Source organism: Saccharopolyspora shandongensis (genome assembly GCF_900106995.1).
GTDB classification, from domain to species: domain Bacteria; phylum Actinomycetota; class Actinomycetes; order Mycobacteriales; family Pseudonocardiaceae; genus Saccharopolyspora; species Saccharopolyspora shandongensis.
This window is the reverse complement of record NZ_FNOK01000002.1, coordinates 148,475-173,882: the sequence shown is the minus strand read 5'-3', so window position 1 is coordinate 173,882 and position 25,408 is coordinate 148,475. Positions and strand designations below refer to the sequence as shown.

Sequence of the window (25,408 nt, the reverse complement as noted above, 5' to 3'; positions counted from 1 at the left end):
GTTCCGATCCTTGTCAACGATCGTCCCATCATGCCGAGTCGCCCAATCCCATCGGTATCGGCCGGGCGACCAGCGGTGTTCCCCCGAGTTCCGTGTCCGGCCACCCCGCCGGTGCCGCCCCGATCTCGGGCGCGAGCCGTAGCGAAGTCTGGCCCAAAGCAGCTGTCGAATCCAGGTTGTGCGTTGTCACATCGCCGGATCCGACCAACCCCTCGTCGAAGTTGACCACCCAGTACGTGGCCACGCCGACGGCGACGAGCAAGGCTATCGCGAGCACCGCCACCAGCAGCCAGACGATGATCTTGTTCGTGCGCGGTGCCGACGCCTGCGGAGGCGGCAGTTGTGGGGCCGGCGCCTGCGGCGGGATCAGCCCCGGCGGGTACGTGTTGCCCATCGGCGGCAGTTGCGCGGGCATCTGGTGGACGCCCGTGTTCGGCACGGCGACGTTGAGCTGCTGCCGCTGCTGCGGCACCACCAGCGAGGACGGCGTGGGCAGCGGCCGGCCCGCGCGCACTGCGGCGACGGCGTTGGCGAACTCGCCGCCGTCGGCGTAGCGCCGCCGCGGGTCCTTCGCCAGCGTCGCCTCGATCAGCGCCCGCACGCCCGGCGGCACGTCCGGCGGCAGCGGCGGCGCGATCTCGCGGATGTGCATCATCGCGACCGTCACCGCGTTGTCGGACAGGAACGGGCGGTGACCCATCAGGCACTCGTAGCCGACCACGGCCAGCGAGTACACGTCGCTGGACGGCGTGGCGTCGTCGCCGAGCGCCTGCTCCGGCGCGATGTAGTGCGCGGTGCCCATGACCATTCCCGAGCGGGTCACCGGTGCCGCGTCGGCCGCCTTCGCGATGCCGAAGTCGGTCACCTTCACCTTGCCCTCGGGCGTGATCAGGATGTTGCCCGGCTTGACGTCCCGGTGCACCAGGCCGCGTTCGTGCGCGGCCTGCAGCGCCCGGCCCGCCTGCTCCAGCATGTCCAGCGTGTGGTCGGTGTTGATCCGGCGCTCGCGGGCCAGGATCGCGGCCAGCGGCTCGCCCTCGACCAGCTCCATCACCAGGTACGCGGTGTCCTCCGGCCCGTCCGGGATCGCGGCGGTCTCACCGTAGTCGTGCACCGCGGCGATCCCCGGGTGGTTCAGCGACGCGGTGGTGCGGGCCTCGGTGCGGAAGCGGTGCAGGAACTCGGCGTCGCCGCACAGCTCCGCCTTGAGCACCTTGATGGCGACGGTCCGGTCCAGCCGGACGTCCACCGCCTGCCACACCTCGCCCATCCCGCCGACGGCGATCCGCTGGCCGAGCCGGTACCGGTCGGCGAGTAACTGGCCGGTGGTCAGCACGGGTCAGCCACCCCCCTGCAGACCGGCCCGGATGACCGCGCGGCCGATCGGGGCGGCGATGGAGCCACCCGTGGCCTCGGTGCCCTCGTCGCCGCCGTTCTCGACGATCACCGCGACGGCGATGGTCGGGTTCTCCGCGGGGGCGAACGCGACGTACCAGCCGTGCGGCTGGTCCTTGGCGTCGCCGTGCTGGGCGGTACCGGTCTTCGAGGCGATCTCGACGCCGGAGATCTTGCCTTCGCCCTTGGTGTTCTTCTCCGACTGGATCATCATGTCGCGCAGCATCGCGGCGACCTGCGGGGAGACGGCCTCGCTCATCTCCTCCGGCTGGAGGGTGTCCAGCTCCGACATGTCCGGCGCGCGGGTCGCCTTCACCAGCTGCGGCTGCATCAGCTTGCCGCCGTTGGCGATCGCGGCGACCATCATCGCGTTCTGCATCGGCGTGACGCGGACGTCGCGCTGGCCGATGCCGCTCTGGTACAGCGAGGCGGCGTCGGCCATCGGGCCGAGGTCCGACTTGGCGACGGTCATCGGGATCTGCAGGTCCTGACCGAAGCCGAACGCGGCGGCGGTCTTGCGCATCTTATCCGGCCCGAGATCACCGGCGATCTTGCCGAACGCGGTGTTGCAGGAGTGCGCCAGCGCCTTGGTCAGGGTGTTGCCCGCGCACTGCTTGCCGCCGTAGTTCGGCAGCTGCGTGCTGGTCTGCGGCAGCGTGATCGACGCGGCGTCCTCCACCGTGCTGTTCGGGTTGTACCCGTTCTGCAGCGCGGCGGCCGTGGTGATCAGCTTGAACGTCGAACCGGGCGGGTAGAGCTCGGACACCGACCGGTTCGCCATCGGCCGTTCCTTGTCGGCGTCCAGCTTGTTCCACTCCGCGGCGACGGCGTTGTTGTCCGCCGAGGCCAGCGGGTTCGGGTCGTAAGACGGCGCGTTGACCATCGACAGGATCTCGCCGGTCGACGGGTTCAGCGCTACCACGGAGCCCTGGAAGCCCTTCTTGGTCAGCTGCTCGTAGGCGACCTGCTGCATCGCCGGGTTGATGGTCAGCTCAACGCTGCCGCCGCGCGGCTCGCGCCCGGTGATCATGTCGGACAACCGGTCGAACGCCATGCTGTCGTCCGTGCCGTTGAGGATCTTGTCCTCGGCGCGCTCGATGCCGTTGGAGCCGTAGTAGAACGAGTAGAACCCGGTCACCGGCGCGTACAGCGGCCCGTTCGGGTAGCTGCGCAGGAACTTGAAGCGGTCGTGCTCGTTGGGGACTGAACTGGCCAGCGACTGGCCGCCGGCGGTGATCTGCCCGCGCTCCCGGGCGTACTCCTCGTACAGCGTGCGCTTGTTGAGCGGGTGATCGCGCAGCTCGTCGGCCTGGATGACCTGCACGTACGTCGCGTTGCCCATCAGCAGCACGACCATGACCATCATCGCCAGCGCCACCCGGCGCAGCGGCTTGTTCATCGGGGACGCTCCACCAACTCGGTATGTGCCTCCGCGATCGGGGCCTGCTTGGCCTTCGGCTTCGCGGGCGCCTGCGGGCGACGCGCGGCGTCGGAGACCCGCAGCAGCAGTGCGATCAGCATGTAGTTCGCCAGCATCGACGAACCGCCCGAGGCGAGGAACGGCGCCGTGAGACCGGTCATCGGGATGAGCCCGGTGGAACCTCCGGTGACCACGAACAGCTGCAGCGCCACGGTGAAGGACAGACCGCCGGCGAACAGCTTGCCGAACGAGTCGCGCACCGCCAGTGCGCTGCGCAGCCCGCGCATCATCAGCAGCAGGTACAGCATCAGCAGCGCCATCAGCCCGGTCAGGCCGAGCTCCTCGGCCAGCGACGGGATGATGAAGTCGCTGAACGACAGCGGCGTCAGGTTCGGCATGCCCGAGCCCAGCCCGGAGCCGCCGATCCCGCCGTTGGCCATGCCGAACAGGCCGGAGCGCAGCTGGTCGTTCGCCGCCCCCTCGGACAGCGGGTCCAGCCAGGTGTTCACCCGCGCCTGGACGTGGTCGAACAGGTTGAAGGCGATGACGCAGCCGAGCGCGAACATCGACAGGCCCAGGAAGACCCACACCGCGCGCTCGGTGGCGATGTAGATCATCACCAGCACGATGCCGAAGAACAGCAGGGACGTGCCCAGGTCCTTCTCCAGCACGACGATGCCGATGGACAGCAGCCACGCCGCGATCACCGGGGCCAGGTCCCGCGGACGCGGCCAGTCCACGCCGAGGAACCGCTTGCCGGCCGTGGTGAACAGCTCCCGCTTCGACACCAGGAACGACGCGAAGAACACCAGCAGCAGGAGCTTGGCGAACTCGTTCGGCTGGATGGACACGAAGCCCAGGTTGATCCACAGCTTCGCGCCGTTGGCCTCGGAGATGCTCGCCGGCAGCAGACCGGGCAGCGCCAGCAGCGCCAGCCCGACGAAACCGCAGGTGTAGCCGTACTGCGCCAGCGTCCGGTGGTCCTTGACGAACACCAGCACCAGGATGAACAGCACCACGCCCGCCGTGGTGAACACGATCTGCTTGGGCGTGTACGGGGCGCCGACCACCGGTGCCAGGTCGAGCCGGTGCAGCATCACCAGGCCCATCCCGTTGATCAGCGACACCAGCGGCAGGATCAGCGGGTCTGCGTACGGCGCCCAGCGGCGCACGCCGAAGTGCGCAGCGCCGTAGAGCGCGAGGAACGCGAACCCGTAGTAGAAGAGCTCTCGGGAGATCGTCTCCTCCTGCGCGAGCTCCACGAGGACCAGCGCGAAGGTGACGATCACAGCCGAGCAAACCAGCATGAACAGCTCGGTGCCCCGCCGAGTATCGACTCGGGGGGCCCCGCTGGCAGCTCCGGTCGTAGCGGCCGGTTGTGCCATCAACTCACCATCCGGCAGGTCACGCCCGGTTTCTGCTCCTCCGTCTGCAGCGGGGTGGCGTCCGGAGTGGACTCAGGCGGCTGCTGGGGCTGACCCTGCGCCGGAGGCGGCGGCTGCTGCGGCGGCTGCTGCGGGGCTTCCGGCTGCTGGCATTCCGGCAGCAGCGCCGTCATCCGGAGCCGCCGCATCGCGTCACGGGCCTCCTGCAGCCCGTTGACCTCGGTGATGCCGTTGCGGACGTCCGGCCGCTGGGCCTCCTGCAGGTCGGTGACCTTGACCGGCGTGCAGTCCTGCGCCGAGTCCACCGGGCAGGACGTCTCGACCTGCCAGTTCAGCGAAACACCGAGCACGTTGCCCTGCACGCCTTGGTAGATCACCACCTCGTCGGCGCGGTTCGCGCCGATGTAGTACTGGTTGAGCACCCACCAACGCCCGACCAGTGCGATTCCGGCCAACACGATGAGCACGCCGCACATCACCAGCAGCGAACGGAGCCAGCGGCGCTTGCGCGGCCGCTCCGCCGGAGGTGAGGTGGGCTCGAAACGCTGTGGCTGCGGCCGCGGCATGGTCACCGCGGATGCGCGCGCCGCCGACGAATCGGGTTGCGGATGCTCATCGCCATTTCCCGCCGCGCCCCCGACGATCGGGGCGTCGTCGCCGAACTCGACGTCGACGACGTCGGCGATGATCACGGTCACGTTGTCCGGACCACCGCCCTTGAGGGCGAGCTCGATCATCCGGTCCGCGCATTGCTGCGGGTCCGGGATGCGCAGCGCCTCCGCCATCGTCTCGGTGCTCACCGGCCCGGTCAGGCCGTCCGAGCAGAGCAGGTAGCGGTCGCCGGCGCGGGCTTCCCGGATCGCCAGGCTCGGCTCCACCTCGTGGCCGGTCAACGCGTGCAGCAGCAGCGAGCGCTGCGGGTGGTTGGCGGCCTCCTCCTCGGTGATCCGGCCTTCGTCGATCAGCGACTGCACGAAGGTGTCGTCGTGGGTTATCTGGGTCAGCTCGCCGCCGCGGACCAGATAGGCCCGGGAGTCGCCGATGTGCACCAAGCCCAGCTTGCTGCCTGCGAACAGCACAGCGGTGAGCGTGGTGCCCATCCCCTCCAGGTCCGGGTCGTTGGCCACCAGCTCGGCGATCGCACCGTTGCCGGCCAGCACCGCACCGCGGAGCTGCCCGAGCAGGTCGTCGCTGGGCTCGTCGTCGTCCAACGGCGCCAACGCCGCGATGACGACCTTGCTGGCGACCTCTCCGGCGGCATGTCCACCCATGCCGTCCGCGAGGGCGAGTAGTCGTGGGCCGGCATAGACCGAGTCCTGGTTGTTGGAGCGCACCAGGCCGCGGTCGCTGCGGGCTGCGTAGTGAAGGACGAGGGTCATGAGCGCAGCTCGATCACCGTCTTGCCGATTCTGATCGGAACGCCGAGCGGGACCTTGGTCGGCCCCGTGACCTTGTTCCGATCGAGGTATGTGCCGTTAGTGGAGCCTAGATCCTCCACGTACCAATCGGAGCCTCGAAGTGACAATCTCGCGTGTCGTGTCGACGCGTAGTCGTCGTCGAGGACCAACGTGGAGTCGTCGGCGCGGCCGATCAGGATCGGCCGGCCGTCCAGGGAGATGCGCGTGCCGGCGAGAGCGCCGTGCGTCACCACCATCTGGCGGGGCGCCTTGCTCTTGCCCCGGGCCTGCTTGCCCGGGAGCCGACTCGCACCTGGAATCGGGACCCGCATACCGGACGCCGAGTAGAGATCCGAGCGAACCACGCGAAGCGCAGCCAGCACGAACAACCAGAGCAGGGCGAGAAACCCTGCTCTGGTCAGCTGAATAACCAGCTCTGGCACTTGTTGTGAACGCTCCTACTCGTGTCCGGACGCGGATTTCCGCGCTCAGGCCTGCTGAGCCCGGAAGACCAGGGACGAGTGGCCCACCCTGATCACGTCGCCGTCTGCCAACTGCCAAGTCTGCACCGGCGTGCCGTTCACCGTGGTGCCATTCGTCGAACCGAGATCGGCCAACATCGCGCTCTGGCCGTCCCAGGTGATCTCGATGTGCTTGCGCGACACACCGGTGTCCGGCAGGCGGAACTGACCCTCCTGGCCCCGGCCGATGATGTTCGAGCCGTGCTGCAGCGTGTACGAGCGGTTCGAACCGTCGTCGAGGTGCAGCGTCGCGGTCATCTGCCCGCGCGGGCCGCCCGCGGCGAAGCCGCCGCTCTGCGGGAACGCGCCGCCGGGCTGCTGGCCGTAGCCGCCCTGGTCCGGGAAGCCACCGGACTGCGGGTACGCCCCACCAGGCTGCTGGCCGTAGCCCTGGTCGAAACCGGGCTGGCCGTAACCCTGGTCGTAGCCCTGCTGAGGCTGCTGGCCGTAACCCTGGTCATAGGCCTGAGGCTGCTGGCCGTAACCCTGGTCGTAGCCGCCGGGCTGGCCGTAGCCACCCTGGTCGTAGCCCTGCTGAGGCTGCTGGCCGTAACCCTGGTCGTAGCCCTGCTGAGGCTGCTGGCCGTAACCCTGGTCATAGCCCTGCTGAGGCTGCTGGCCGTAACCCTGGTCATAGCCCTGCTGAGGCTGCTGGCCGTAGCCCTGGTCGTAGCCCTGCTGAGGCTGCTGGCCATAGCCCTGGTCGTAACCCTGCTGCGGCTGCTGCTGGCCGTAACCGCCCTGGTCGTAACCGGGCTGCTGCTGGCCATAGCCCTGGTCGTACCCGGGCTGTTGCTGCTGCTGGCCGTAGCCGTAGTTGGGGTCTTGGCCTTGGCCTTGGCCTTGGCCGTAACCCTGGTCGTAGCCGTACTGCCCCTGCTGGTTGTACGGATCTCCCTGGGGGTAGTGGCCTGGTGGCTGGCTCATGGGTCGGTCTCCTGCGGTACGCGGTTGTGCCGGCCGTCGAGTCACGTCGGGGTCGACGGTCGAGCTGATTCGAAACTGTCCCGTGTGCAGCGTCTCAGAGCGCTCCAGGGAGACTACGACGTCACCATATGTGTCCCACCCCTGCTCGGTGAGATGCTCCTGAACGCAGTCGGCGAGGAGGTCGGTCACCCGGGCCTCATCACCGGTGAGCCGATCGTGATCGGACGGGCTCAGTTGCACCACGTAGTGGTTGCAAGCGAGCAACCGCCCCCCGGCGAGCTCCCGGACCTGCAGCTCGGCTTCCCGCTGCAGAGCCTGGGCGACCTCCTGGGGGACGACCTTTCCGCCGAACACGCGCGCAAAGCCGTTACCGACGATGCCTTCGAGTCGGCGCTCAAAGCGCTGCACGAGGCCCACGGCAAAATCCCTTCACGCGTACGACTCCTGGCGACCATCGTATCTGGGCCAACGGGTCAAGACACCGCCCTGTTCCCAACTCGTCCAACCCCCCGCCGAAGCCCCTCGTCAGCCCGTGCTAATCTTCTTCTCGCCAACAGGGCAGCGGGAAGCGAAAGCGACCCCGGTGCCCAGGCCCGGAAGAGAGCAAGGTAAGCTTCCAGGCAAGCCACGGGCGAGTGGCGGAATGGCAGACGCGCACGGTTCAGGTCCGTGTGTCCGAAAGGACGTGAGGGTTCAACTCCCTCCTCGCCCACGTAAGAGGCCCTCCCGGCTCATGCTTCGCCGGGAGGGCCTCTTCCTATATCTATACGGGGGCCGAGCCCCCGTAGGCCCCCACGGTGCGGTGGGCGCTTTTCGTGCTGCTCCTCACCTCTCGAGCGTTCCCGGCCTGCTCGCCGACCAGCCTGTGGGCTACGTCGCTCCTTCCTTCCTTCCTTCCTTCCTTCCTGGCCTTCTGCTGTCTCTTCTTCCTTCTGGCTTTGTGCCTGGTCGTTGCTTCGCTTCGTCGTCTCTCCGTGGCTTGGGTTCTCGGCCCTTCGGGCCTCGGGTGCTTGGCGGCCGATTTTTGTGGCCCTTCTTGCCTTTCCTGGAGTTCCGCTGGTTCTGCTGCGCCTGCTGGTTCTGGTCGTGCGTGTTTTGGGTTGCTGTGGCGCTCAATGTGCTTGTGGGGCCGTGACCAGCGGGAACCTTGGGGCTTCGCTTGGGGTGTGGCGAAGGTCGCTTTTCCTGTTCGTTTTTTGGTTTTCGTTGGTTCGGCCGCCTTTTGTGCGCGGTTTGGGCGGTTTGGGCGGTTTGGGGCTTTGCGGGCGGATTCTTCTTCAGCGGACAGCGAACAGGTTTCTGCTTCGCCGCCGGTTGTACGGTTTCGTTGTGATTGGTCCGTTTCTGGGGCTCGACGAGGTCGCTTCCATCGCCGCTCGCGCTCATCTCGGGCAGGTCGACAAGGCCGGGCGGCCCTACGTCGAGCACTTGGCCGCCGTCGCTTCCGGGGTTCGGGAGCGGGGCGGCAGCGATGCGCAGGTCGCCGCCGCCTGGTTGCACGACGCCGTCGAGGACGATGCCCTCTCCGAGGAGTGGCTGCAGGCCGCCGCGCTGCCGCCCGAGACCAAGGCGATCGTGCTGGCCGTGACGAAGCGGGCCGGTGAGGATCCCGCCGACTACGCCGCCCGGATCTCGGGAACTCCTGGAGCGTTGCTGGTGAAGGAGGCCGATCTGGCGCACAACGCCGATCCCGCGCGGCTGGCCGTGTTGGACGCGGCGACGCGGGAGCGGCTCGAACGGAAATACGCGCGGATGCGGGCACTGCTTGGTTTGTGAGCTGAGGGGGACTTCCGTGACTCGGTGGGAACGACTCGGCCTGGAGTGGCGGGAGACCGGGCATCCCGACGCTCCCGTTCTCGTGCTGTCCAACGCGCTCGGCTGCACCTGGGAGATGTGGGATCCGCAGGTCGACGCGCTCAACAGCGCGTACCGCGTGGTTCGGTACAACCAGCGCGGGCACGGCGAATCCCCGGCGCCGCCCGGCCCTTACACACCGGCCGATCTCGGTGCGGACGTCCTCGCGCTGCTGGACCACCTGGCGGTGCCGCGGGCTTCGTTCCTGGGCTCATCGCTCGGCGGGATGATCGGGTTGTGGCTGGGGGCGCACGCCGGCGACCGCATCGAGGCGTTGACCATCTGCTGCAGCTCCGCCTGGTTGGGGCAGGAGCAGGTTGAGCTCGACCGGGCCGCCGCCGTCCGCGAGCACGGCACGAACGAGCTGGTCTCGCCGACCATCGAGCGGTGGTTCACCGCGCACTTCCGCGAGTGGCACGCCGAAACCGCCGTCTACGCCGCGATGATCGCCAGCACCGACGACGAGGCGTACGCGCTGTGCTCGGAGCTGATCGGCCGTGTCGACCTGCGCGCCGACCTGCCCGCCATCACCGCGCCGACGCTGGTCGTCGCCGGGGCCGAAGATCCCGCCACCCCGCCGGAGCACGGCGCCGCGATCGTCGCCGGGATCGGCGCCAACGCCCGGCTGGAAGTGCTGCCGCACGCCGCGCACCTGGCCAACATCGAACAGGCCGAGGCGTTCACCGCCCTGCTCGGCCTCGCCTGATGCCCGCTCCGATACCTCGCCGGGGCGCGGTAAAACAGATCTTGGCGACAGCCGCGGACTGTGCTGGGCTTTGCGCATCGTCGGGGTCGACACTGGAGGCGGGCACGTGCATGTCCTCGCGGCGGCGCAGCCGCTCAGCCCGCCCTCGCAGCTTGCTCCGCTACCGGCACCGCTACGCAGAACAGTTCGAGCACCTGCACGGGAGGAAGTCATGGCGGGCAACAGCCGGGATCCTGGCCGCTCGGTCACGGCTCGGGCGCTCAGCGTCCTCACCGCCTTCGACATCGACCACACCCGGCTCACCCTCACCGCCATCGCCCGGCGTGCGGAGATCCCGCTGGCCACGGCGCACCGGCTGGTCCGCGAGCTGGAGATGTGGGGCGCGCTGGAGCGCGACGGCGACGGCCGCTACGAGATAGGGCTGCGGCTGTGGGAGATCGGGCTGCTGGCGCCGGTGAACAGCCGGCTCCGCGAGATCGCCCTGCCGTACATGCAGGAGCTGTGCCAGAGCACGCACGACAACGTCCACCTCGCGGTCCGCGACGGGCTGGAGGTCGTGTACGTCGAGAAGCTCACCACGCCGCGGGCCGTGCCGATCATCTCGCGCAGCGGCGGTCGGCTGCCACTGCACTCGACCGGCGTCGGCAAGGTGCTCCTCGCCCATGCGCCGAGCGCGGTGATGCACCAGTACTGCGAACGCGGGCTGCCCCGTTACACCGCCTACACCATCACCGAGCCCGGTCGGCTGGGACGCGAGCTGCAGACCGTGCGGAGTCGCGGATTCGCGCAGGCCAACGAGGAGATGACGCTCGGGAACTGCTCTGTCGCGGTCCCGGTGCACGACGGCGGCGGCACCGTCGTCGCGGCGCTCGGCGTGGTGGCGCACAGCGTCCGCGCGGAGGTTTCGAAGCTGGTCAAGCCGCTGATGCCGGCCGCGGAGGGCATCAGCCAGCGGCTCGTCGAGCAGGATCGGATCAACCTCGACCTGCTGTCCCACTGACCGCCCCACCGATGGTCGTTTTGCGAGACCTGCCGAATTCCGCTTGGGTGGTCGTGGAAAACCCGATTGGCAGGTGCCGTACCGGCATCACCTGAATGGCGGCATCGCTGGGCTGAAGTCCTGATGTCATTCGTCGACCAGTCACCGACCGATGCCCGCCGCCGGTCGCAGGGACCCCTGTTGAGCAGCGCAAAACCCGCTCCGAGCTGTTTAAGTCGACAGTGGCCCCGTTGTCGGAGGCCGCGGAGTGCAAGCGCAGTGCATGAGGGAGGCGGAACGCCGTGACCGGAATGCCGGGACGTGCATGGACCGAGGATGAGCTCCGAGCCTGCTCGACGACGCAGCTTCGGTCCCCGCTGGGGCTCGCCGCTTCCATGGGCCGGCTCGCCCAGCGGTCGGTGGACACGTTGGGTTGGGCGGGCAGCGTGCTGCCGCCCGTGAAGCTGCTCGGGCGGCAGATCATCACTACCGCCGAGCTGCTCCCCGACGCGCACGCCGAGCGCCTGTGCTTCGGCAGCGGGCCGGTGCTGGACCGCGCCGAGATCGCCACCTGGGTGTGGCCGGAGATGGACGGGCGCGTGCCGCCGCCCGCGGCCCGGGTCACCGGTGTCCTCGCCCCGGCCCGGCACTGGCGCAGCGCGCTGACCGCCGCGGTGCCGTTCGCCCGCTTCGCCAGCGCCGCCATCGTGGTGCCGCGCAACGTCGCGGTGGCCCCGGACTTCGCCTCGACCTGTCTGATCCGCGCCCGCCAGTTCGGCATCGCGGTGCTCAGCGCGGACGGCGACGACGTGCAGGTGGAGCTGGACGGGCGGTGCTTCGACGACGCCCCGCCGGTCGAGCACACCGCGGTGTCCCGCTGGGTGAACGAGGTCGTCTACCAGCAGCTGCTCGCGACGGAGGCCCCCGCCCCGTCGCGTCGTTGAACCCCGAAGCCAGCCCCTGGGGTCGGGTCGTGAGTGCGTAGCGCAATCGGGCGCGCCACCCGGCTGCGCACTCACGACCGACGGGCGAGTTGTCCACAGCCTGTGGTTAGTTGTCCACAGGCTGTGCGGGCGGGTGTGCCCTAGGTTGGGCGGCATGCGAATCGTGATTGCCGGGGCGCACGGGAAGATCGGGCGGCACCTGGGGGCGATGCTCGTCGAGCGCGGTGACGCCGTGCTCGGGCTGATCCGCAATCCCGACCACGCCGACGATCTCCGCGCCGATGGGGTGCAGCCGCGGCTGGCCGATCTGGAGCGGCTCGACGCCGCCGCGCTCGCCGATCTGCTGTCCGATGTGGACGCCGCGGTGTTCGCCGCCGGGGCCGGTCCGGGCAGCGGCGCGTCGCGGAAGGACACCGTGGACCGCGCGGCCTCCGCGCTGCTGGCGGACGCCTGCGAGCGGGCCGGAGTCCGCCGGTTCCTGCAGGTCAGCTCGATGGGGACGACGCGTCCGAACCCGCCGGACGTGGACCCGGTGTTCGGCGCGTACCTGGACGCCAAGCGCGCGGCGGAGCAGGACCTCCGGCCGCGATCGCTGGACTGGACGATCCTGCGGCCGGGTCGGCTGACCGACGATCCGCCCACCGGGCGCGTCGCGCTGGCGGCGTCGGTCGACCGGGCCGAGGTGACCCGCGCCGACGTCGCCGCGGTGCTGCTCGCCCTGCTCGACGAGCCGGCCGCGGCGAGGCGGGCGCTGGAGCTCGTCAACGGCGAGATCCCGATCCCCGAGGCCGTCCGCGCGGCCCTCCGCTGACCCGGCGGCCGCAATTTCAATGGAAATCGGACCGCTGACTTCCATTGAAATTGCGGGAGTTATCCACAGGCGCCGAGGACCCGGTCAAGGTAGGGGTTGCGGAAGACCCCGGTGGGGTCGACCTCGGCGCGCACCCGGCGGAAGTCGTCGAAGCGCGGGTAGCGCTCGCGCAGCGCCGCGGCGTCGAGCCGGTGCATCTTGCCCCAGTGCGGCCGCCCGCCGTGCGCACCGGCGATGTCCTCGAACGCGTCGAACCAGCGCCGGTGCGGCATGCCCCGGAACTGGTGGATCGCGATGTAGGCCGACGGCCGCTGGTACGCGGTCGACAGCCACACGTCGTCGGGGGCCGCGACCCGCACCTCCACCGGGAACATCACGGGATCGTCGAGCCGGCCGACCGCGGCCCGCAGCTCGTGGAGCACGTCACGCAGCGCCTCCCGCGGCACGGCGTACTCGCATTCGAGGAACCGGACGTTGCGCTGCGTCGTGAAGACCCGGTGCGAGCTGTCGCTGTAGGAACGCGCCGACCAGGTCGCGGCGCAGAACCGGTTGAGCGGCCGCACCGATGCCGGCACCGCGCGTCCCAGCCGGCAGACCGCGCCGAACAGCCGGTTCTCCAGCACCTCGTACTCCAGGAAGTGCCGGAGCGGGTGCAGCGGCTTCGGCGACTGCCCGGCGGGCAGCCGGTTGTTCCGCTTGACCAGCGTGTTCGAGGCGTGCGGGAACCAGTAGAACTCGACGTGGTCGTTGTCGGCGGCGAGCTGGTCGAAGTCGTCCAGCACGTCGTCCAGCCGCGCCGGTCTTTCGTCGGCGACCAGCGAGAACGCCGGCACGCAGCGCAGCGTCACGGTCGTGATCACGCCGAGCGCGCCGAGCCCGAGCCGGGCGGCGGCGAACAGCTCCGGGTTCTCCGCGGCCGAGCAGCGCTTCTCGGTGCCGTCGGCGAGCAGCAGTTCCAGCTCCTCGACCTGGGTCGCCAGGCCGCCGAGCCCGGCGCCGGTGCCGTGGGTGCCGGTCGAGATGGCGCCGGCGATGGTCTGCCGGTCGATGTCGCCGAGGTTCGCCATCGCCAGGCCGAGCCCGTCGAGCTCGGCGTTGAGGCGGTGCAGCGGCGTGCCGGCGCGCACCTTGACCAGCCCGGTGTGCGGGTCGGCGTGCACGATCCCGGACCAGTGCGAGAGGTCCAGGGCGCAGCCGGTGTCCGGCGAGCCGATGCCGGAGAACGAGTGTCCGGTGCCCAGCGGCCGGACGGTGCCGCCGCCGCGGGCCGCGTCGCGGATCGCCGCCGCGGCCTCGTCGGTGTCGCGCGGCGCCACCAGGGCGCTGGGGGTGGCGGTGGCAGTGCCCGCCCAGTTGGTCCAACGCTGCATCGCCAACCCTCCTTCGGGTGCCGTCGCGGAGAAATTATGTGAAGAAGATTCACATAACAAGAGTTTTCGGCCTACTGTTGTCGACGTGCGCCGGTTCGACGAGATCACCAGCGAGCTCGACCCCCCGTTCGCGGTGGTCGACCTCGACGCGTTCGACCACAACGCCGCCGACCTGGTGCGGCGGGCCGCCGGACGGCCGATCCGGGTGGCGACGAAGTCGGTGCGCTGCCGCGAGCTCCTGCATCGGGTGCTGCAGGTCCCGGGCTACGCCGGGCTGATGTGCTACAGCCTCGCCGAGGCGATCTGGCTGCACCGCGAAGGGCTCAGCGATGACATCCTCGTCGCCTACCCGACCGTCGACCGCTCGGCGCTGCGCGACCTCGCGGCCGACCCGGCCGCCGCCGCGTCGATCTCGCTCATGGTCGACTCCGTCGACCACCTCGACCTCATCGACGCCGCGCTCGGCCCCGACCGGCCCGCCATCCGGCTCTGCCTGGAGGTCGACGCGTCCTGGCGGCCGCTGCTCGGCCTGCACGTCGGCACCCGGCGCTCCCCGGTGCACACCGCCGCCCAGACTCGCCGGATCGCCGAATCCGTGTTGCGCCGCAAGGGTTTTCGGCTGGTCGGGCTGATGGCGTACGAGGGCCAGATCGCGGGGCTCGGCGACGCGCCGCACGGGCAGCCGCTGAAGGCCGCCGCGCTGCGCTGGATGCAGCGCCGGTCGGCCGCCGAGCTCGCCGAACGCCGGGCCGCCGTGGTGCGCGCGGTGCAGGCGTTGACGCCGCTGGAGTTCGTCAACGGCGGTGGCACCGGCAGCCTGGAGGGCACCGCCGTGGAACGAGCCGTCACCGAGGTCGCCGCCGGCTCCGGGCTGATCGGCCCGACGCTGTTCGACGGCTACCGCTCCTTCCGCCCGCGGCCCGCGGTGTTCTACGCGTTGCCCGTGGTGCACCGCCCCACCGCGCGGATCGCGACGTTGTTCGGCGGCGGGTACATCGCCTCCGGGCCGGTCGGGGCCGACCGGGCGCCGGTGCCGCACTCGCCGGGCGGCCTGCGGCTGCTCGCCACTGAGGGCGCCGGCGAGGTGCAGACGCCGGTGGCCGGGGCGGCGGCCGGGCGGCTCCGGCTCGGCGACCGGGTGTGGTTCCGGCACGCGAAGGCGGGCGAGCCCGCCGAGCGGTTCGCGCACTACCACCTGGTGGCGGCCGACCGGCTGACCGCCACCGTGCCCACCTACCGCGGCGAAGGCAGGTCCTTCGGCTGACCCTCGGGCATCCGGTTGGACAGGTAGCCGCGCACCAGTTCCTTCGCCTCCGCGAGGAGCGTCGGCTCGCCGGCGGGATCGCGCCGGAAAGCCAGGTGCAGCACCGCATCCGCCGCCTCGACCGCGACCGCCAGCGGTAGCAGCAGGTCCGCCGGGTCGAGCCGGAACTCCTCGGCGATCAGCCCGGTGAGCTTCTCCGCGATCACCGCGTTGTTGTCCTTGCTCGGATCCAGCAGCCGCAGGTCCACCACGTCGCCGAAGTGCAGCCGGCTGAAGGCCGGGACCTCCCGGTGCATCGTCAGGTAGACGTCGAAGACGGCGTCCACCGCGTCCCACCAGTGCGCCAGCTCCAGCTGGTCGAACCGGGCGGACACGGTGCGCACGAAGCGGTCCAGGTTGCGCAGCGTGAGTTCCTGCACCACGGCGCGCTTGTCCGGGAAGAACTGGTACAGCGAGCCGACTGCGACGCCGGCCCGCTCGGCGATGAGCGTGGTGGTTAAACCGTCATAGCCCACCTCGTCGATCAGCTCGGCGCAGGCCGAGAGCATCTTCTCCACTCGTTGTGCGCTGCGTTGCTGGACCGGCTTCCGGCGCAGCGGGGCTACTTCGGCAGGCAAGGCCACTCCTTGATCATGTTCACTGACCATCTTGCCGACCACGACCATGGATTCTCTTTCAGGGGAGCCCTGGGGGAGATGGTGCCGAGTTCGACTCGGCGGTCTGGTTCACCGGCTGGTTCCGGGGGTTTTCCCGGGTGTCGGCGATGTCCACAGTTTCCCGGCCCGCGGGCGGTCGTGCGCTCCGGACATGCCGGGGACGGTATCAGTCGTTCGGGTGATTTCTTTGTTGATAGCTTGACCAGACCCCGTTGGTTGGTCATTGGGTGCTTTCCGGGCGGGTCTCTGACCTGCGGATCTTGTCGCGTTACACCGTTGGCATATGCATTGAGTCATGTTGTCAGCGCACAAGGTCGCTATCTAGGGTGATCCGAGCCGTCATTCTCAGTGACAGAAAGGTCATCGTGGGTTACTGCCCGGCCGCCCCTCGTTTTCCCGCCGTGCCACGTGCTCTGCTTGCCGGGTGGACATCGACTGGGGGAAGAACCTGGTGCGGTGGCACACCTGCCGCCGGTACCCGTGCCTGTTCGGCTGCCACGCGCGCGACGCGCACCGCAGCCCCGTGACCGCGCGACTGTCCGCGGAGCTCGCCGCACCGGCGAGCCCGCCCGCCACGGCCGCGGACGTGCCGCCCGGGCTGTGGCACCCGCTGACCATCCCGGCCGCGAACGACCTGCTCTCCGCCGGTGGCTACGGCCTGCGGGTCGAGCGCTCGACCATGGGATCGCTGCAGCTCAGCGGCGTCGGGGCCGGGGCGGGGCTACCGCTGGGGGACGACCCGAACTGGTCCGATCTCTACCGCGCGCTGGTCCGGCTGCGCCGCACCCGCCGGGTGTTCGACCCGGCGTGGCTGCACCGGCTGACCCGGTCGCTGGCCGCGGACCGGGACACCGGCGGGTCGGTGCCGCTGCCCGCCGACCGCGCGGACCTGCTGACCTCGACCCGGCGCCAGCTCGCCGAGGACTGCTTCGCCGCGGTGCTCGGCCCCAACCGCAGCGTGCCGTTCCCCGCGGAGCGGATCACCGTCAGCGGGCCCGAGCGCACCGTGCAGCTGCAGGCCGCCGGTCCCCGCGAGCGCGCGCTGCGCCAGCTGCGCGGCTGGGAGCGGCTGTCGTCCATTGTGGAATCCGATCCGGACCTGCGGATGCACTGCGCCACGCAGCCGGTGCCCGCGGCCGTGGTGGACACCGGCACCGGTTCGGCCGCGCTGACCCGCATCGCCGAGCCCGCGCCCGCCCACCCGACGCATCCCGGCGGCACCATCGCGGCCGACCTGGCCATGCTGCTGCAACCGGTGGGCGACGGCACTCCGGGCCTGCTGCGCGTGGTGCTGGACAACCGCTTCGAGCGGCGCGAGGACGAGCTCGAGTACTTCCTGGAGCACTTCGTCCGCCCGCTGCTGCGCACCTTCCGGCTGGCCCTCGACGTGCACGGGATCGGGCTGTTCGCCTTGGGTGGCGGCGGAATCGCCTTCGAGCTCTCGCCGGAGCTGCAGGCCACCGGCCGGGTTGTGGTGACCGACTACCTGCGGGTGAGCCACGAGCCGACCCGCGCCGAGGTGTCGGCGGGAGCGCGCGCGCTGGTGGAGACCCTCGACGAGCTCAGCGCCGGGTTCAGCCGCCTCGAATCCGCGCGGCGGGAGAGCCGGGTGCGGCGGGCCATCGACCGGGTGATCGCCGAGGAACTGCGCTTCCTGGGGCCGCGCACCGCGGAGCTGCTCTCCGGTGAGCAACCGCTGCAGTGCTACGTCCACACCGTGCCGGAAGCGCAGGACGCGGTGCTGAAATCGGTGCTGGACCGGGTCCAGCAGCGCACCCGCCGGCGCCGCTGGGACGACCGGTTGCCGCAGCCCGCGGTCGTGATCGACGTCGACCTGTGCGGGCTCGTGCCGCTGCAGCGGATCCTGGACGCCGCCCGCTCGGTTTCGGGACCGCGGTCGGGCGCGCCGGGCGGGATCCTGGAGCTGGCCGGCCCCGGAACGCTGCCGGTGCTGCCGAACCACGCCCCCGCCACCTGGCACAACTTCGTGGCGCTCAGCGGGCTGCGCGAGCGCTACCCGTCCGTCGACTGGGAAGAGGTGCGCTCCGACTTCACCCGCGCGTTCCTGGCCCGGCCGCGGGAGAAGCTGCGCACCGACAGCGTGAACGCCGGGCTGGCCCGGTTCGTCTGGGACGTGCAGGACGCCGGCGGGCGGGTGGTGTTCTGCACCGGCCGGCGCGAGCGGTTCCGCGAGCACACCGAGGAAGTGCTGGCCGCCGCCGGGGTGCCGGACGCGACGTTGCTGTGCTTGGCCGAGGACGGCGGCCGACCGCCCTCCGAGCTGAAGGTGGAGAAGCTCCGCGAGCTCGGCGACGTCGACGTGGTGGCGGTCTTCGACGACGAGCTGGCGAATCGCATCGCCGTGACCAAGGAGTTCGGCGGGGCGCTCCCGGTCGCCGTCGAGATCCCCGGGCTGGCCGCCGAACGACTTCCGGTGCAGCCGGTGGCCGACGCCGCCGCGGTGATCGCCACCTTCGAGACCACGCCGCGCCCCGGCACGCGCAGCGGTCAGCGGCTGTCCAACACGCACTCGCTGGAAGAACTGCAGATCGGCGCGCTGCGCAAGAACCGCCAGGCGCAGCGCTGGGCCGTGCACCTGACCGAACAGGAATCGCTGTCCATCGTGGACTCGGTCGTGGCCGACGCGGACCGGTCGGCGGCGCGGACCGGGCGCAGCGCGGTGGCGAAGTTCGGCATCGACGAGCGCAGCGAGCCCGAGCAGGTGCTTGCGGCCCTGCACCACGTGTTCACCCGCAAGCAGTTCATCAAGGGTTCCCGCGCCAACTACCAACCCGCCGACCTGCGGCGCGACGCCGAACCGTTCGTGCGCCGCGGCGAGCCCATCGAGGTGGTGCTGCTCGGCTTCCCGGTCAAGCAGTGCCTGAACCGGCTCAAGGCCGGCGGCCCGCTGCCGGACTTCGCCGAACTCGGTGCCATGGCGCGACTTCGGGAGCTCCAGCAGGCGGTCAGCGCGGTGCACCGGCCCGGCCTGCACTTCAACATCCTCACCGACGGCAGGCACTTCCGGAGCCGCCCGCACGCGATCACCGACGCCTACCAGAAGAAGCTGCGCGAGTACGTCGACCTGGTCGGCATCGGCGACCGGACCACCGTCGAGGAGATCGACGCGGTCGCCGAGCAGCGGCTCGGCTTACCGGGGCTCAAGGCCGAGCACGCGGCGAGGGTCGCCCGCTACCGCCGGCTGCTCGCCGAGTCGCTGCGGTCCTTCGACATCGCCGACAACCCGCTGCGAACCCTGGAACTCGTGCACCTGCGCACCGCGCAGCTGAGCGAGTTCGCGCCGCACGTCATCGGGCTGTTCCGGGAAATCCTGATGTCGCTGGTGTATTCGGTGCCGGTCGTGGTGCCCGCGGGCACCGACCGGCTGGAGTGGTCCACGGCGGTCTACGCGGACATCTACAACGTGACCGACCAGACCGTGTCGGCCGAGGTGCGCCAAGCGCGCTGCGCGGTATTGCGCCGGGCGTGGCACACGGTGCTCCGCTACATGGCGACGATGCAGGTCGACGAGGAGTTCGGCTACGAGCGGATGTTCCCGAACCGGGTGCGGCTGACGCTCAGCGCGGTCCGCAAGGGCTGCCTCGGGTTCACCTACCTCGGCGGCTCCGGCCTGCTGCCCTGGCAGGGCACCGGGGTGCTCGACGACCGCGGCAACGTGGCGGTGGACTTCGCGATCTCGCTGCTGGACCAGGGCTTCGTGCCGGTGTACTCGCCGCTGCTCGGCCCCCGTCAGCCGTGGCTGATGGTCCCGTCCCAGCGAACCCACCTGACGGGCGCGATCGGCGCGCCGGTCCCGGCGCCGAGGGGATCGCGGACGCCACCGGGGATCCGGCTCGACCCGGACTTCGCGGCCAGGGCCCGCCTCCGCCGGCGGTAGCCGCCCAGGACCGGGCTGCTTCTTGTCGCTGTAGCGGCTGTTCGCGAACGCGCTGGCGCAGCGATGAGTCGTCGTTGGCTGGTGGAGTGAACGGCCTGTTCGCCTCGATAGGTGAGGTGGACGGTCCGTTCGCTGCAGCTGTCCGGCATCGGCTGGTGTGGAGTGAATGGCCCGTTTGTTCCGATAGGCGAGGTGAACAGGCCGTTCGCCGCACCACTTCGAAGCCACCAGCCGATCTACCGCAACCACATCCCGAACAGCCTCTGCAGCGGCAAGGAGTGCGCGAGAGGTCACTTCGCCGGGTGGGATGCCCTACCCGCGGAGTGTCTTGACGGTGGTGGCCAGGTCCGGGTCGGCGGCGGCTCGGTCCAGTGCGGTGGCCAGTGCTGCCAGATAGGTGGGCTGGGCCGCTGCGTGCAGGTCGCGTCCGGCTTCGGTGATGACGCTGTAGACGCCGCGGCGGTCGGCCGGGCAGTGGTCGCGGACGGTGAGCCCGGCGGATTCCAGCCTGGCGACCAGCCGGCTCGCCGAACTCTGGTTCAGCCCTACGGCGTCGGCGAGTTCCTGCATCCGCAGCTCGCCCTGGTCCGCGCACGCGAGGTGGCACAGCGCCCGGTATTCCGACAGGCCGAGCCGGTGCGTGCGCTGCAGGACCTTGGCCAGTTCGCTCTCCACCCGGCCGGACAACGTCACGACCCGGCTCCACAGCTGATCGTCGGCGGTGGTCTCGGCCATCGGGCCTCCCGGGTGCCGCGGCGGTGGTGGTTGACACCAAGGTACATGAATGCTCAAAATATGCATGCACATACAAATAAATGGAAGGATGTCATGACCGCCACCGACATCGAGCGAATCGCCACCACTCCCGACTGGTACGAGCCCTACCGGATCTCGCAGGCGATCAAGGCGGGCGGCTTCATCCACGTTTCCGGCCAGGCGGGCATCGACGAGCGCGGCCGCACCGTCGGCGACGACTTCAAGACCCAGGGCAGGCAGGCCTTCGCCAACGTCGAGCGGGTGCTCGCCGCGGCCGGAGCCACCCTCGCGGACGTCGTCAAGGTGACCATCCTGGTCCGCGACATGGCGGCGAACCTGCCGGCGGTCATCGAGCTGCGCGGCGAATTCCTCGCCGAGCCGTACCCCGCCGACACGCTGCTGGAAGTGTCCGCGCTGGCCCAGCCGGACTGGCAGATCGAAATCGACGCAATCGCCCTGGCCCGCTGAATCCGCAGGAGTCACGCATGACCACGATCGAGACCACCGGCCCGCTGCTGCAGCCGTACCGCGGCGCGCACCTGAGCCTGCCGAACCGGATCGCGATGGCCCCGATGACCAGGGGGCGAGCCGACGACCGAACCGGCGTGCCCGCCGCGATCACCGGCGACTACTACGCCCAGCGCGCCGCCGCCGGGCTGATCGTCAGCGAGGGGATCTGGCCGAACGGGCTCGGCAAGGGCGGGCCCGGGATCCCCGGCCTGGTCACCGATGAACAGGTCGCCGGCTGGCGGCAGGTCACCGACGCCGTGCACGTGAGCGGTGGCCGCATCTTCGCCCAGCTGTGGCACGTCGGCCGGATGAGCCACCCGCGGACGCTCGGCGAGCTGCCCGTCGCGCCATCGGCCCGCGCGGTTTCCGGCACGATCTTCACCGCCGACGGCTGGCTCGACCACGTCACGCCGCGTGCCATGGCCACCGCCGAGGTCGACGCCACGATCCGGGATTTCGCTGCTGCCGCGCGCAATGCGATCCGGGCGGGCTTCGACGGCGTGGAACTGCACGGCGCCAACGGCTACCTGATCCAGCAGTTCCTCGCGGAGAACACCAACTTGCGCAGCGACGGCTACGGCGGCTCCCGCAGCGGCCGCTTGCGCCTGGTGGTGGAGGCGGTCGAAGCGGTGGTCGCGGAGGTCGGCGCAGACCGAGTCGGCCTGCGGATCTCGCCGGACAACCCCGAGAACGACATCGCCGAACAGGACCCGGAAGGCACCTACCGGGCCTTGGTCGACGCCATCGAACCGCTCGGGCTCGCCTACCTGCACATCGTCGAACGCGGGAACTACCCGGCGCTGGCGGATCTGCGGCCCCGGTGGCCGGGCACGCTGATCGCGAACTTCAACGGCCCGGAACCCACCACGCAGCAGGCCGGCGAACGAGTCCTGCGATCCGGGCTCGCCGACGTGATGTCCTTCGGGCGGCTGTTCATCAGCAACCCCGACCTGCCGCGCCGGTTCGCCGGCGGTCATCCGCTCGCGCCGGTGAACGCCGACCACGTCTACGGCGGTGACGATCGGGGCTACACCGACTACCCGGCGGTCGAGGCCCTCTTCCGCCGAAGTTGACGTGCACCGCTTCTCGTTGCTGCGGCAATGAAAACAATGCACCCGGATATGGAAAGGCCCTGGGCTCGGTCGGGGAATCGAGCTCCAGGGCCTTTCCAGACTCCGGGGCCGTCCGGGGAAACGGCGTGACCGGAGTGGTTGGAGTCCGCGGACCGGCACCGGTCGGGGGGAGGGGAGTGCGTCAGCACCGGCCCGCGGAATTCTGGGCGACCGCGCTGGCGTGCCAGCCGGTCCGATGTGGAGTTTTCGCGGCGGCGGCCGATGATCGAGTGGTCGAGGTCGGGGAATCACGACCAGCCGCTCATCGACCGCCGCCTGGCGGTTTCTCGGTGACCCGGGTCGGGGAGGAGGTACTGCTGTCCGGGGCCGAGTCCGCCGGCTTACGGCACCGGCGCGGCCGGGCGCAAAGCGTGCGCCGGGCGCTGGTGCCGTGCGGGACGGGGTGCCAGGGCGCCTGCCACCAGGTGCTCGTAAGCCGTGCGCCACACCGAACACGGTGCTTTCTGCGGGCGCCAGCGGCTGGAGCACTCCGGGCAGTTGCCCTTTTCGTCGGCGTCGTGCGCGGTGAGCAGCGTCCGCCACCCCTCCGTGAGCCGGGGGAGTTCGGAACGCGCAACGGAGAGCAAGGAAGGAGCGTCCGCGCGGTTCGCCAGCTCGGTCAACACGTCGAGCCGCTCTCGCACCGCACTTCGCAGCACCTGTCCCAGGATCTCGTCCACCGAAACGTCACCGTCACTTTCTCGCCTGCACAGCGGCATCCCGCAACGCGACCGACAACTGGCCGAGGCCGTTGGCCGACAACACCGCGGAATGGCCGGGCGGTCCGACGAGCACCACCCTGTCCCGGTTGACCAGCACGTCCAGGAAGCGGTGCGAGTTCGCCACGTCTCGGCAGTCCACTCGCCACCACCGGCGGCGGTCCGCGGGTGCCGAGGGGAAGCCGGCCGACCGGCCGCTCCCGCTCTGTGCTTCCCGCATCTCGCTCACCGTTCCTGTTCGTGCTCGGTTGCCTGTGCTGACTAGATTGGAACGGGCCGGGCGTCGCGCATAGAGCGCAGGCGATAACCGGGCCAACGGCAACGACGAGCGGTCGGTGGACTTCACCGCCGCCGATCACCTCTACCGATACGCGCTTCACCGGGATGCAGCAGTGCCCTTACTCTGCGACCAACGCCCGAGCAGAGCGTCAGGGGGTCTAAATGAACATCATCGGTTCTGGCGGCTCTCCCGTTACACCCGACGTTTGGAACGAGCGGGAAATGCGGGATGCACTGGCCCGGCGGGACGTCAGTGAGATCTACCGGCAGCTTCGCCGGCACGGCGTTTCGCAGCGACAGATTGCAGCCTCGACGGGGCAGTCGCAATCCGAGGTGTCCGAGATCCTCAAGGGGCGGCAGGTCATGGCATATGACGTGCTCGCCCGGATCGCCGACGGGCTGGGTATCCCGCGGGGCTACATGGGCCTCGCGTACGACGGGGCGACCGCGATGCGGGTCGCGAAGGCGACCAACGCCCCCGACGCTGAGGAGGACGAGTCGGTGAAGCGCAGGAAGTTCCTGTCCCACGCCGCGGCGGTGACGATGGGCGCCGCGGTCTTCGGCACCGAAACCAGTTCCTGGTTGCCGGCCAACGCCCAGACCCCGGCGCCGGCCCGGATCGGCATGACCGACGTGCAGCAGATCCACGCCGCCACCAAGGCCTTGCGCGACCTCGACTACCGCTACGGCGGCGGAACCTGCCGTGACGCCGTGGTGGCCCAGCTGTCCTGGGCGCAGCAGCTGCTGGAGTCCAGCGCCGCCGAACCCGTGCGCAAGCAGCTCTTCGTGGCGCTGGCGGACATGCACAGCCTGGCCGGCTGGACCTCGTTCGACGTGGGCCTGCTCGACCCCGCCCGCGGCCACTTCGGCAAGGCGCTGGAGTTCGCGAAGCAGGCCGAGGACGACGGCCTGGTGGCCAGCGTGCTGTACCGGATGGGCCGCGTCTACCTGCACTACGAGGAGCCCAACGAGGCGCTGAAGCTGTTCCAGCTGGGCCAGATCGCCGCGCAGGACTCCGGTTCCGCGCTGACCGTGGCCGTGCTGTGCGCCAACGAGGCCTGGGCCTACGGCATGCTGAACAAGCCGGACCAGGTGCAGAAGATGGTCGGCCGCACCAAGGACGAGTTCGCCCGCGCCCGCGCCGACGAGGCGCCCGACTGGGTGCGCTTCTTCACCGAGAACGACCTGCACGGCATGATCGGCTCCGCGCACGACGCGCTGTCGGTGTTCGACCCCAAGAAGCACGCGTCGATCGCCGTCGCCGAGACCATCAAGTGCAATGAGGCCTACGGCTCGGACATGGCGCGCACCCACGTCTTCGGCCTGAGCCTGCAAGCCACCAACCACATCCGGGCCGGCGACCTGCAGGAGGGCGTCAAGGTCGGGCGCCGGGCGCTGGAGCACGGCGAGCGGGTCAAGTCCCAGCGCGTCGCCGACCGGCTCAAGCCGCTGGAACTCGAAGCGGGCAAGCACCGGATGAACTCCGACGTCCGCGACCTGTTCGAGGCCGTCCGGCGGTTCCGTCGGGTGTGAGCTCGACGCGCCGGGGCAGCGGTGCTGTCGGTCCGAAACGATGAGCATGAAGACACAACCACTGGAACAGGGTCGGTGCATCCCGCCGGAGCTGGAGCTGGCACTGACCGAGATCTGCGCCGCCGTCGGCCTCGACCCGACCGGCGCGCGGTTGCTCCGAATCGTCAACAACGGCGTTTTCCTGCTTCGAGATCAGCGCGTGGTCGTCCGCGTCGTGCTTTCCCCGTCGTTCACCTATCGAGCCTTCAACGCCGTGGAAGCCGCGCGCTGGCTGGCCGCGCACGGGGTTCCCGCCGTTCGCCTGCTGCCGGGTCTTGAGCAGCCGGTCCAGGTGGGCGAGCACCTGGCGACCTTCTGGGAGTACGTGCCCGAGACCGGGCCGATGCCCGGCGGCGCCGACCTCGGCGAGCTGTTGCGGCGGATGCACTCGAAGCCGCCGTCCCCGACCTTCCTGGACTGGCAGCCGATGGCCGACATCCGGCGCCGGCTGACCGACGCGGTGGACATCGATCCGGCCGATCACCAGTTCCTCGCGCAGCGCTGCGATGCGTTGGAAGAGCGCCTGGCGACGCTGCGGTTCCCGCTGGCGCGCAGCGTCATCCACGCGGACGCGCACCTCGGCAACGTGATCGGCGGCGCGGACGGGCCGCTGCTGTGCGACCTGGATTCGCTGTGCATGGGCCCGCCGGAGTGGGACCTGACGCCGATCGCGGTGGGGCGGCTGCGGATGGGGCACCCGCCGGGCTGGCACGACGACCTGGCGGAGGCCTACGGATTCGACATCACGCGCTGGGAAGGCTTTCCGGTGCTGCGCGAACTGCGCGAGCTGAAGATCACCACCGGGGTGCTCCCGATCCTGCGCAGCAATCCCGGGGTTCGCGAGCAACTGCACCAGCGGCTGCGCACGATCAGGGACGGAGATCTCTTCACGCAATGGGTGCCGTACAGCTGATCCGGTCTATTGCTAGGCCG

General features: G+C 70.2%; 22 protein-coding genes and 1 tRNA gene. 12 read left to right on the top strand and 11 right to left on the bottom strand.

Annotation, left to right across the window (positions count from 1 at the left end):
• Positions 1-28: 28 nt before the first annotated feature.
• Genes BLW84_RS02555 through BLW84_RS02530 form a run of 6 tightly spaced genes read right to left on the bottom strand, consistent with a single transcriptional unit; the run spans position 29 to position 7,462 of the window.
• Positions 29-1,336 carry a protein kinase domain-containing protein gene (locus BLW84_RS02555; protein WP_093260801.1) on the bottom strand — a complete coding sequence of 436 codons (1,308 nt, stop codon included), beginning with the start codon at positions 1,334-1,336 and terminating at the stop codon, positions 29-31.
• 3 nt (positions 1,337-1,339) lie between these two features.
• Positions 1,340-2,794, bottom strand: coding sequence for a peptidoglycan D,D-transpeptidase FtsI family protein (locus tag BLW84_RS02550; RefSeq protein WP_093260799.1), 1,455 nt, complete (start codon positions 2,792-2,794; stop codon positions 1,340-1,342).
• Complete coding sequence (locus BLW84_RS02545; protein ID WP_093260797.1) at positions 2,791-4,200, bottom strand: FtsW/RodA/SpoVE family cell cycle protein; 1,410 nt, start codon at positions 4,198-4,200, stop codon at positions 2,791-2,793. Before BLW84_RS02545 ends, BLW84_RS02550 begins: the two co-directional genes overlap by 4 nt.
• Positions 4,200-5,579, bottom strand: a complete 1,380-nt coding sequence (locus BLW84_RS02540) for a PP2C family protein-serine/threonine phosphatase (RefSeq protein WP_093260795.1) — start codon at positions 5,577-5,579, stop codon at positions 4,200-4,202. The genes BLW84_RS02545 and BLW84_RS02540 overlap by 1 nt, the downstream gene beginning before the upstream one ends.
• Complete coding sequence (locus tag BLW84_RS02535) at positions 5,576-6,040, bottom strand: FHA domain-containing protein FhaB/FipA (RefSeq protein WP_093260794.1); 465 nt, start codon at positions 6,038-6,040, stop codon at positions 5,576-5,578. Before BLW84_RS02535 ends, BLW84_RS02540 begins: the two co-directional genes overlap by 4 nt.
• 45 nt (positions 6,041-6,085) lie before the next feature.
• Complete coding sequence (locus BLW84_RS02530) at positions 6,086-7,462, bottom strand: FHA domain-containing protein (RefSeq protein WP_093260793.1); 1,377 nt, start codon at positions 7,460-7,462, stop codon at positions 6,086-6,088.
• 212 nt (positions 7,463-7,674) lie between these two features.
• Here BLW84_RS02530 and BLW84_RS02525 point away from each other — a divergent pair.
• From BLW84_RS02525 to BLW84_RS02500, 6 genes are all read left to right on the top strand, one after another.
• A tRNA-Leu gene (locus BLW84_RS02525) sits at positions 7,675-7,757 on the top strand.
• Between the two features lie 617 nt (positions 7,758-8,374).
• On the top strand, positions 8,375-8,821 hold the full coding sequence (locus BLW84_RS02520) for an HD domain-containing protein (RefSeq protein WP_245760885.1): 447 nt from the start codon (positions 8,375-8,377) through the stop codon (positions 8,819-8,821).
• Between the two features lie 16 nt (positions 8,822-8,837).
• Complete coding sequence (gene pcaD, locus BLW84_RS02515; RefSeq protein WP_245760884.1) at positions 8,838-9,605, top strand: 3-oxoadipate enol-lactonase; 768 nt, start codon at positions 8,838-8,840, stop codon at positions 9,603-9,605.
• Between the two features lie 211 nt (positions 9,606-9,816).
• On the top strand, positions 9,817-10,605 hold the full coding sequence (locus BLW84_RS02510) for an IclR family transcriptional regulator (RefSeq protein WP_093260791.1): 789 nt from the start codon (positions 9,817-9,819) through the stop codon (positions 10,603-10,605).
• Between the two features lie 290 nt (positions 10,606-10,895).
• Positions 10,896-11,528, top strand: a complete 633-nt coding sequence (locus tag BLW84_RS02505; RefSeq protein WP_177226233.1) for a hypothetical protein — start codon at positions 10,896-10,898, stop codon at positions 11,526-11,528.
• Positions 11,529-11,682: 154 nt separating this feature from the next.
• Complete coding sequence (locus BLW84_RS02500) at positions 11,683-12,339, top strand: SDR family oxidoreductase (protein WP_093260788.1); 657 nt, start codon at positions 11,683-11,685, stop codon at positions 12,337-12,339.
• 59 nt (positions 12,340-12,398) lie between these two features.
• On the opposite strand, the gene BLW84_RS02495 is transcribed toward BLW84_RS02500, so the two are convergent.
• Complete coding sequence (locus BLW84_RS02495; protein WP_093260786.1) at positions 12,399-13,709, bottom strand: D-arabinono-1,4-lactone oxidase; 1,311 nt, start codon at positions 13,707-13,709, stop codon at positions 12,399-12,401.
• Between the two features lie 85 nt (positions 13,710-13,794).
• Here BLW84_RS02495 and BLW84_RS02490 point away from each other — a divergent pair, with 85 nt between their 5' ends.
• On the top strand, positions 13,795-14,973 hold the full coding sequence (locus tag BLW84_RS02490; RefSeq protein WP_093260784.1) for an amino acid deaminase/aldolase: 1,179 nt from the start codon (positions 13,795-13,797) through the stop codon (positions 14,971-14,973).
• Here BLW84_RS02490 and BLW84_RS02485 read toward each other — a convergent pair.
• On the bottom strand, positions 14,943-15,521 hold the full coding sequence (locus BLW84_RS02485; protein WP_093261101.1) for a TetR/AcrR family transcriptional regulator: 579 nt from the start codon (positions 15,519-15,521) through the stop codon (positions 14,943-14,945). The two genes, BLW84_RS02490 and BLW84_RS02485, sit on opposite strands and share 31 nt — an antisense overlap.
• Before the next feature lie 532 nt (positions 15,522-16,053).
• Between BLW84_RS02485 and BLW84_RS02480 the strand changes: the two genes are divergently transcribed.
• A complete protein-coding gene (locus BLW84_RS02480) occupies positions 16,054-19,527 on the top strand; it encodes an L-tyrosine/L-tryptophan isonitrile synthase family protein (RefSeq protein WP_245760883.1) in 3,474 nt (1,157 codons plus the stop codon).
• 312 nt (positions 19,528-19,839) lie between these two features.
• Here BLW84_RS02480 and BLW84_RS02475 read toward each other — a convergent pair whose 3' ends face one another.
• Positions 19,840-20,262 carry a MarR family winged helix-turn-helix transcriptional regulator gene (locus BLW84_RS02475; RefSeq protein WP_093260782.1) on the bottom strand — a complete coding sequence of 141 codons (423 nt, stop codon included), beginning with the start codon at positions 20,260-20,262 and terminating at the stop codon, positions 19,840-19,842.
• 93 nt (positions 20,263-20,355) lie between these two features.
• Here BLW84_RS02475 and BLW84_RS02470 point away from each other — a divergent pair, with 93 nt between their 5' ends.
• Together BLW84_RS02470 and BLW84_RS02465 are read left to right on the top strand one after the other, a co-directional pair.
• Positions 20,356-20,751 (top strand): RidA family protein, encoded by a 396-nt coding sequence (locus BLW84_RS02470; protein ID WP_177226232.1) that lies wholly within the window; start codon positions 20,356-20,358, stop codon positions 20,749-20,751.
• A gap of 17 nt (positions 20,752-20,768) precedes the next feature.
• Positions 20,769-21,866: an alkene reductase gene (locus tag BLW84_RS02465; RefSeq protein ID WP_093260778.1), complete on the top strand. Its 1,098-nt coding sequence runs from the start codon at positions 20,769-20,771 to the stop codon at positions 21,864-21,866.
• Between the two features lie 380 nt (positions 21,867-22,246).
• On the opposite strand, the gene BLW84_RS02460 is transcribed toward BLW84_RS02465, so the two are convergent.
• Positions 22,247-22,585: a hypothetical protein gene (locus tag BLW84_RS02460; RefSeq protein WP_093260776.1), complete on the bottom strand. Its 339-nt coding sequence runs from the start codon at positions 22,583-22,585 to the stop codon at positions 22,247-22,249.
• Positions 22,586-22,598: 13 nt separating this feature from the next.
• Positions 22,599-22,844, bottom strand: coding sequence for a hypothetical protein (locus BLW84_RS02455; RefSeq protein WP_093260774.1), 246 nt, complete (start codon positions 22,842-22,844; stop codon positions 22,599-22,601).
• Positions 22,845-23,065: 221 nt separating this feature from the next.
• Here BLW84_RS02455 and BLW84_RS02450 point away from each other — a divergent pair, with 221 nt between their 5' ends.
• Both BLW84_RS02450 and BLW84_RS02445 read left to right on the top strand, forming a co-directional pair.
• Entirely contained in the window at positions 23,066-24,436 is a 1,371-nt protein-coding gene (locus BLW84_RS02450; RefSeq protein ID WP_093260772.1) for a helix-turn-helix domain-containing protein, read from the top strand.
• A 46-nt stretch (positions 24,437-24,482) separates the two neighbouring features.
• A complete protein-coding gene (locus tag BLW84_RS02445) occupies positions 24,483-25,388 on the top strand; it encodes a phosphotransferase enzyme family protein (protein WP_245760881.1) in 906 nt (301 codons plus the stop codon).
• Positions 25,389-25,408: the final 20 nt, after the last annotated feature.

Coding starts and splice junctions, on each gene's coding strand:
- BLW84_RS02550 (WP_093260799.1), bottom strand. CDS start 2,794: ATGAACAAGCCGCTGCGCCGGGTGGCGCTGGCGATGATGGTCATGGTC.
- BLW84_RS02545 (WP_093260797.1), bottom strand. CDS start 4,200: ATGGCACAACCGGCCGCTACGACCGGAGCTGCCAGCGGGGCCCCCCGA.
- BLW84_RS02540 (WP_093260795.1), bottom strand. CDS start 5,579: ATGACCCTCGTCCTTCACTACGCAGCCCGCAGCGACCGCGGCCTGGTG.
- BLW84_RS02510 (WP_093260791.1), top strand. CDS start 9,817: ATGGCGGGCAACAGCCGGGATCCTGGCCGCTCGGTCACGGCTCGGGCG.
- BLW84_RS02505 (WP_177226233.1), top strand. CDS start 10,896: ATGCCGGGACGTGCATGGACCGAGGATGAGCTCCGAGCCTGCTCGACG.
- BLW84_RS02500 (WP_093260788.1), top strand. CDS start 11,683: ATGCGAATCGTGATTGCCGGGGCGCACGGGAAGATCGGGCGGCACCTG.
- BLW84_RS02495 (WP_093260786.1), bottom strand. CDS start 13,709: ATGCAGCGTTGGACCAACTGGGCGGGCACTGCCACCGCCACCCCCAGC.
- BLW84_RS02485 (WP_093261101.1), bottom strand. CDS start 15,521: ATGCTCTCGGCCTGCGCCGAGCTGATCGACGAGGTGGGCTATGACGGT.
- BLW84_RS02475 (WP_093260782.1), bottom strand. CDS start 20,262: ATGGCCGAGACCACCGCCGACGATCAGCTGTGGAGCCGGGTCGTGACG.
- BLW84_RS02470 (WP_177226232.1), top strand. CDS start 20,356: ATGACCGCCACCGACATCGAGCGAATCGCCACCACTCCCGACTGGTAC.
- BLW84_RS02465 (WP_093260778.1), top strand. CDS start 20,769: ATGACCACGATCGAGACCACCGGCCCGCTGCTGCAGCCGTACCGCGGC.
- BLW84_RS02455 (WP_093260774.1), bottom strand. CDS start 22,844: ATGCGGGAAGCACAGAGCGGGAGCGGCCGGTCGGCCGGCTTCCCCTCG.
- BLW84_RS02450 (WP_093260772.1), top strand. CDS start 23,066: ATGAACATCATCGGTTCTGGCGGCTCTCCCGTTACACCCGACGTTTGG.
- BLW84_RS02445 (WP_245760881.1), top strand. CDS start 24,483: ATGAAGACACAACCACTGGAACAGGGTCGGTGCATCCCGCCGGAGCTG.